The following is a 6476-nucleotide window of genomic DNA, read 5'->3' as shown; positions in this document are numbered from 1 at the left end:
CGGACATTGTACAGCCCCACGTTATACAGGCTCTTGGCATGGTACGCGAGCGTGTCGATAATCTGGAACGTCTTCCTGGGAAGACGGAGATAGTTACTGACCGCTCGCAGTGCCATTATCTCCTATCTTTGTTACTCATCGGTCTATAAGATAACTCCCGCGGGGCGAAAGTGTACGGGGCTTGTTGCGGGCAATTCCTCCCCCAGCTTGCGCAGGGGGTCTCCTTGCCCGTTCGAGATGAAGAGGACACCCGGGTCTGGTACAAGCTGAACGACAAGCCCGGATTCATGCAGTATCTCAAGACGCTACTCGGGATGCGTCTCGCCGGGGACTTCTCGCAATGAGCCTGATGGGGTTCATGGAGACGATGGGGACGAGCAGCGTCCCTCTCGTCGCCGCGTTCTTCATCGGACTCATGATGGCCCTCTCGCCCTGCCCGCTCGCAACGAACATCGCCGCAATCGGGTATCTCTCCCGCCGGATCGGCAATCCCGGGCAGACCCTCCTTGCCGGAGCGCTCTACAGCGCCGGGAGGATGGCCGTCTACGTCGGGCTCGCGGCGCTGATCGTCATCTTCGGCCTCTCCATCCAGGGGATCTCGCTCTTCCTCCAGTCATGGGGCGAGGTGCTGGTCGGCCCGTTGCTGATCGCCGTCGGGGTCGTGATGCTCGATCTCGTTGTGCTCCCCTCCTGCAGGGGCGGGGGCAGGCGATTTGCCGTGTTCAAGGAGCGGGTTGCCGATCAGGGGCTGGCAGGGAGTTTTCTCCTCGGCGTGCTCTTCGCACTGACCTTCTGCCCGTTCTCGGCGGTGCTCTTCTTTGCGATGCTCGTCCCGCTGGCGCTTCGGACCTCTGATCCGCTCGGCGTCCCGGCGGTCTTTGCCATCGCCACCGCCCTGCCGGTGATCGCGTTCTCGCTGATCATGGTGACCGGGGTCGCGAAGGTGGGGAGCGCGATGAAAGCGGCGGAGAAGTTCGAGTACTGGACGCGGCGCATTGTCGGGGTGCTCTTCATCGGGATCGGGGTCTACCTCCTCGCGGTAATGCTGTTTGGGTGATGCCCTTCCTGCGGGGCCGGTGCTCTTTCGGCACTGCGGGGAACCCTCCTGTGACTGCCCGGAAAACTCTCGCAGCCCTTCTCTCCTTCCATGCCGCGCTCCTGTCCACGTTTGGTCTGAAGACTGCGCCGTCCTGCAGGTCCCTCCCGCATACCGTTTCATACCAATTCAATTTTTATTGAAATGGAAACCTTCATACGCCAGCACCACCAACAGTAATTCAAACCGGATTGAAACACTCCGGCGCATCGGCCGGAGCGGATGTGATTGACCATGACAGGCGAGAATGATAAGAAAGACGAAGGATGCATCGGATCGCGGATAAAGAAACTCTTCTCCTCAGGCTGCGGCTGTGGCAGCGGCGGCGGCTGCTGCGGCACACGGATCGTCCCGAAGGAGAAGAAGGAAGAATCTGACACGGGGAAGCAGTAAACCACCGATGCGGGAGCGGGCCTCATGGATCTTCCCTCAACGCTCATTACGGCCGGGCAGTTCTTCGTCGTTATAGCCGGGGAACTGATCCTGCTCTTTGTCGGGATCACGTTCCTCGTCGGGCTGCTCCAGGCCTACATCCCCGAAGAGCGGATACGGGGCGTGCTTGCCGGGAGGCGGCAGGGTGTCGGGAACGTCCTCGGGGCCACTTTCGGGGCGCTCACCCCTTTCTGCTCCTGTTCGACCATCCCCATCCTGATCGGGCTCCTCGACGTCGGGATCCCTTTCGGGGTCTGCATGTCGTTCCTGCTCGCCTCCCCGCTCTTAAACCCGGTGATCCTCTCGCTTCTCGTCGCGCTCATCGGGGTTGTACCGACCGCCGTCTACGCCGCGGTCACCTTCACCGCCGCCGTCGGCATAGGCTGGCTCCTCGGGCGGCTCGGCTACGAGCGCTACGTCAAGGATGTGGTAGTCGAAGGACGGCCGGAACCCTGCAGTTGCGGTGCAAGCCACGGCACCCGTATCCGCGGTGCGTTCTCCTTTGCCGTCAGCCTTTTCCGGCAGGTCTTCCCCTACCTCCTCCTCGGTGCGGGCATCGGGGCGTTCATCTACGGGTTCGTCCCCGGAGACCTGATCGTCTCCCTCGCCGGGCCGGACAACCCGCTCGCCATACCGGTGGCGGCGATAATAGGGGTGCCGATGTACATCCGGGCCGAGACGCTCATCCCCGTGAGTGCCGTCCTCCTCGAGAAGGGGATGGGCATCGGGGCGGTCATGGCCCTGATCATCGGCGGCGCGGGGGCAAGCATACCTGAGGTGACGCTCCTTGCGGCGATCTTCGAACGAAGGCTCGTCGCCGCCTTCGTGGCGACGATCCTCACCGTCGCCGTCCTTGCCGGCGTCATATTCCAGGTGCTCGCGGTGATCTGATGGGCACCGCCGACCGGCCCCGCCCCGGGGTCTCCCGGCTCTCGCTTCTCGACCGCTACCTGACCCTCTGGATTGTTCTTGCCATGGTGGCCGGCGTCGCCGTCGGCTACTTCGTCCCCGCGGTGCCTTCGGCAATCACCGGGTTTGCTATTGGGACGACCTCGATCCCCATCGCCATCGGGCTGATCCTGATGATGTACCCGCCGCTTGCGAAGGTCCGGTACGAAGAACTCGGGAGGGTCTTCCGGGACAGAAAGGTGCTCGGTCTCTCCGTCGTCCAGAACTGGGTCGTCGGCCCGGTACTGATGTTCCTCCTTGCGGCGGTCTTCCTCTCGGGCCGGCCGGAGTTCATGTATGGCCTTATTCTCGTGGGCCTCGCCCGGTGCATCGCGATGGTGATCGTCTGGAACGACCTTGCAGAGGGCGACTGCGAGTATTGTGCCGCCATCGTTGGCTTGAACTCCATCTTCCAGGTGCTCTTCTACGCCCTCTACGCCTACGTCTTCATCACCGTCCTCCCGCCGCTCCTCGGGATCGGGGCCGGGACGGCGGTGCCGATCACGATTTCGGGCGTCGCTGCCACGGTCTTTGTCTACCTCGGCATCCCGTTCGCCGCCGGGTTTGTCACCCGGTTCGCCCTCCTCCGGGTGAAGTCGAAGGAGTGGTACCAGGAGCGGTTCATCCCGAAGATATCGCCGATCACGCTCGTCGCGCTGCTCTTCACCATCGTCGTTATGTTCTCAACCCAGGGCGGCAACATCGTCGCGCTCCCGCTCGACGTCCTCCGGATCGCCGTCCCGCTCACGATCTACTTCCTCGCTATGTTCTTCGTCTCGTTCTGGATGTCCTGGAGACTCGGGGTCGATTACGGCCGGGCAACGGCGCTCTCGTTCACCGCGGCAAGCAACAACTTCGAACTTGCCATCGCCGTCGCTATCGGGGTCTTCGGGATCGGTTCCGGTGTGGCGTTTGCCACGGTCATCGGCCCGCTGATCGAGGTGCCGGTGCTGATATCGCTCGTGAACGTGGCGCTCCTGATCCGGGATAGGTGGTACGGCGGGGAGGCGACAGGAAGATGTCCCGCGGATTCCCAGTAGAGATGATACCATGAAGAAGGAACTCGTCATTGAATGGAAACACATCGGGAAAGATGTTGAAAACACCTGCGAGCGGTGCGAGGAGACCGGGCTGACCCTTGCGGCAGTTCTCGCGGAGATCCGCACGCTCCTCGAGATGGAGGGGGTCAGCGTGCGGATGGTCGAGACCGTCCTCCCCGACGCGGCGGTCGCGGAATCGAACAGCCTCCTCTTCAACGGGGTGCCGATCGAAGACCTCCTCGAGGGGGTCGAGGTGACCACCACCCCCTGCTGCTCCTGCTCCTGTATCACCTGCGATGAGGATACGGAGTGCCGGGCGCTTCGCTACAACGGTGAGGAGTACGAGGCGATCCCGCCGGAACTGATAGGGCGGGCAGCTATGAAGGCGCTCGGGATGGAGTGAGGTTGTGGCGGAACCCGTCACCCTCATCACCTGTTCCGGCCTCTTGAATACCGGGAGGCTGACCACTCTGACGGGAACGGCGCTCCTGCGGCGCTCGCCGGATATTGTGGAGGCCTCGCTCCCGGCAAGCCGCCCTCTTGAGGAGGCGGCACGCTACGCAGGGCGGATCCTCGCACTCGATGGGTGCGAAGATGCCTGTGCGCTCCGGAGACTCCGGGAGATCGGGGTCGAGCCGGACCTGCACGTCGTCGCGACCGAATGCGGGATCACAAAGGATGGCATGGCGGAGCCGCGGTTCGACGAGATCGAGCGGCTCGCAGGGGCGGTGCTCGCGGCGGTACGGGGCGGGAGTGAATCTGGCTGATCTGGGGTTGCGACTGACCGGAACAGCCCGAACGATGAACACGCCCGGGAGAACACGCGATCCGGCATACCTGCGTCCCCCTGCATCCAATTATCATTTTCGTCGGTTAAGCCTGAGGTCACATACCATAGGTGTTCCAGGGCAAAGCCGTGGATGGGGTATGCGACCGAATGGCGGCAGATGGAATCTCCGGGGTTCGGGAGGGGCGAGAACTATCCCGTGTGACGGGCGAAGGGCATGAGCACGCTCCCGGCTCGGGCTGTAGGCTCACCTCCTCTTACATGGGCACGGGATGATCGCTGTTCTGGACCTCCGCCGCCGGATCAGGGCAGAGGGTTTCAATGTATAGTAATTAACATTAACTTAAAGTTAAATAGATATTTTAAATAAGGCCCACGCCCCAACTACGGTACCATAGCCCTCCGATACCTCCCCTCCGGAGCGTGCCGGAGAAGACCGAACGGATGTGGTAATCATTACAAAACACTCTTACCTTCTGCTCATCATGCTCGGCGCCTGTGCAGTCCTCCTCTGCGCCTCCGCCGCCTGCACGACCACCCAGGAAACGCTATCCGTGGCTGGAAACCGCACGATCACCGATATGGCGGGCCGGACGGTCGTCGTGCCGTCGGAGATCACGAGCATTCTCTGCACATCGCCGCCGTCGACGAATCTCGTCTACATGGTCGCGCCCGACCGGCTTGCGGGCTGGAACTTCGCGCCCGAGAAGGGCTACACCCCCGAGCAGTACGCGGCGCTCCCGGTCGTCGGCGGCTGGTTCGGGAAAGAGACCGGCAACTACGAGAACTTCATATCGATGCACCCCGACATCATCGTCGAGGGCTACACCACCGACGGCGGGGCGGCGCTTGCCTCAGTCGCCGAGCGGCAGCAGAAGTTGGGCTCCATCCCGGTCGTCGCCGTTGAGGATACCGTCAACGCCACCGGCTACTCCGCGCCCATCAGGTTCATGGGCGGCCTCCTTGGAGAGGAGAAGCAGGCCGAAGCAATGATCTCGTTCTACGAGGGGGTGCTCGCCACGGTGACGGACCGGGTGGCCTCGATTCCCGACGACCAGCGGGTGGGGGTTTACTACGCCGAGGGCCCGAAAGGGCTCACGACCGATCCCGCAGGTTCGTCCCACTCTGAACTCATAGAACTCTGCGGCGGGAGAAACGTTGCAGACTGTGCGATCACCGCGGGGATAGGGATGACGGAGGTCTCGATGGAGCAGATCATCCGCTGGGACCCCGACGTCATCCTGGCAGGCGACGCGAAGTTCTACGCCGCGGTCCGGACCGACCCGCTCTGGCAGGATATCACCGCCGTGAAGACGGGCCGGGTCTACCTCATCCCGCGGACGGCGTTCTGCTGGTTCGACCGCCCGCCCGGCATCAACCGGATCATCGGTATCCCCTGGACGGCAAAAGTCCTCTACCCCGACCTCTTCGGGGATATGGACCTTGAATCCCTCGTCCGGGAGTATCACGAGACCTTCATCCACGTATCGCTCACCGACGACCAGATCCGGGGTATCCTGAACCCCGGGGCCTGATGAGCATGGGACAGGAAAAGGGCCGTGAAGGAGCGGAACGCATGGACCGGATCGCAAAGACGGTCTTTGCCCCGGTCTACCCGGCGATCGCGGATCAGATCATCGATCAGTGCGGGATCAGGAGCGGCCGGTGCCTCGACGCCGGCAGCGGCCCCGGGTCGCTTGGAATTGCGCTTGCGCGGGCGAGCGACCTTACCGTCACGCTCCTCGACTCGTCCCCGGAGATGCTTGCCGTCGCCCGAAACAACATCCGGGAGGCCGGGCTTTCGGGCCGCCTCTCGCTCCTCGCCGGCGACGTCCACGATATCCCGCTCCCCGCGGGATCCGTCGACCTCGTGGTCAGCCGCGGCTCGGTCTTCTTCTGGGAAGACCTCCCCCGGGCGTTCTCCGAGATTTACCGGGTCCTCGCACCCGGCGGGAAGACCTACGTCGGGGGCGGGTTCGGGACCGCCGAACTCCGGGACGCAGTCCTGGCCGTGATGGCGAAGGAGAACCCCGACTGGAAGAGTTTCCGGGATAAAAACCTCGGCCCGGAGAACCGGAAACGGATCGCGGGCGTTCTCGAGGACCTCGGGCTTCCTCACCGGCTCATCAGCGACGACTCGGGGTTCTGGGTCGTGATGGAGAAGGAGCGGTAG

The 6476-nt window shown here is 63.2% G+C and carries 8 protein-coding genes; all 8 read left to right on the top strand.

Translation table 11 applies throughout. The annotated features are described in order from the left end of the window. Positions 1–340: 340 nt before the first annotated feature. Positions 341–1057: an aromatic aminobenezylarsenical efflux permease ArsG family transporter gene (locus BP846_RS09480; protein ID WP_292394764.1), complete on the top strand. Its 717-nt coding sequence runs from the start codon at positions 341–343 to the stop codon at positions 1055–1057. 273 nt (positions 1058–1330) lie between these two features. Next, on the top strand, positions 1331–1489 hold the full coding sequence (locus BP846_RS09475; RefSeq protein ID WP_292394762.1) for a hypothetical protein: 159 nt from the start codon (positions 1331–1333) through the stop codon (positions 1487–1489). A 24-nt stretch (positions 1490–1513) separates the two neighbouring features. After that, positions 1514–2419, top strand: coding sequence for a permease (locus tag BP846_RS09470; RefSeq protein ID WP_292394760.1), 906 nt, complete (start codon positions 1514–1516; stop codon positions 2417–2419). Further along, positions 2419–3516, top strand: coding sequence for an ACR3 family arsenite efflux transporter (gene arsB, locus BP846_RS09465; RefSeq protein WP_292394759.1), 1098 nt, complete (start codon positions 2419–2421; stop codon positions 3514–3516). Before BP846_RS09470 ends, arsB begins: the two co-directional genes overlap by 1 nt. A gap of 10 nt (positions 3517–3526) precedes the next feature. Further along, positions 3527–3919, top strand: a complete 393-nt coding sequence (locus BP846_RS09460) for a DUF2703 domain-containing protein (protein WP_292394757.1) — start codon at positions 3527–3529, stop codon at positions 3917–3919. Between the two features lie 4 nt (positions 3920–3923). Then, positions 3924–4283, top strand: a complete 360-nt coding sequence (locus BP846_RS09455) for a putative zinc-binding protein (protein WP_292394755.1) — start codon at positions 3924–3926, stop codon at positions 4281–4283. Positions 4284–4788: 505 nt separating this feature from the next. After that, a complete protein-coding gene (locus BP846_RS09450; protein ID WP_292394753.1) occupies positions 4789–5838 on the top strand; it encodes an ABC transporter substrate-binding protein in 1050 nt (349 codons plus the stop codon). Between the two features lie 41 nt (positions 5839–5879). After that, entirely contained in the window at positions 5880–6476 is a 597-nt protein-coding gene (locus tag BP846_RS09445) for a class I SAM-dependent methyltransferase (protein WP_292394751.1), read from the top strand.

The organism is Methanoculleus sp. UBA303 (genome assembly GCA_002501655.1).
Taxonomy (GTDB): domain Archaea; phylum Halobacteriota; class Methanomicrobia; order Methanomicrobiales; family Methanoculleaceae; genus Methanoculleus.
Note: the sequence above shows the minus strand (reverse complement) of the source record. Positions and strands in the feature narration are given on the sequence as shown.

What these genes read in the sequence shown, in the direction of transcription:
- BP846_RS09480 (WP_292394764.1), top strand. Translation starts at nt 341, where the DNA reads ATGAGCCTGATGGGGTTCATGGAGACGATGGGGACGAGCAGCGTCCCT.
- BP846_RS09475 (WP_292394762.1), top strand. Translation starts at nt 1,331, where the DNA reads ATGACAGGCGAGAATGATAAGAAAGACGAAGGATGCATCGGATCGCGG.
- BP846_RS09470 (WP_292394760.1), top strand. Translation starts at nt 1,514, where the DNA reads ATGGATCTTCCCTCAACGCTCATTACGGCCGGGCAGTTCTTCGTCGTT.
- arsB (WP_292394759.1), top strand. Translation starts at nt 2,419, where the DNA reads ATGGGCACCGCCGACCGGCCCCGCCCCGGGGTCTCCCGGCTCTCGCTT.
- BP846_RS09460 (WP_292394757.1), top strand. Translation starts at nt 3,527, where the DNA reads ATGAAGAAGGAACTCGTCATTGAATGGAAACACATCGGGAAAGATGTT.
- BP846_RS09450 (WP_292394753.1), top strand. Translation starts at nt 4,789, where the DNA reads ATGCTCGGCGCCTGTGCAGTCCTCCTCTGCGCCTCCGCCGCCTGCACG.
- BP846_RS09445 (WP_292394751.1), top strand. Translation starts at nt 5,880, where the DNA reads ATGGACCGGATCGCAAAGACGGTCTTTGCCCCGGTCTACCCGGCGATC.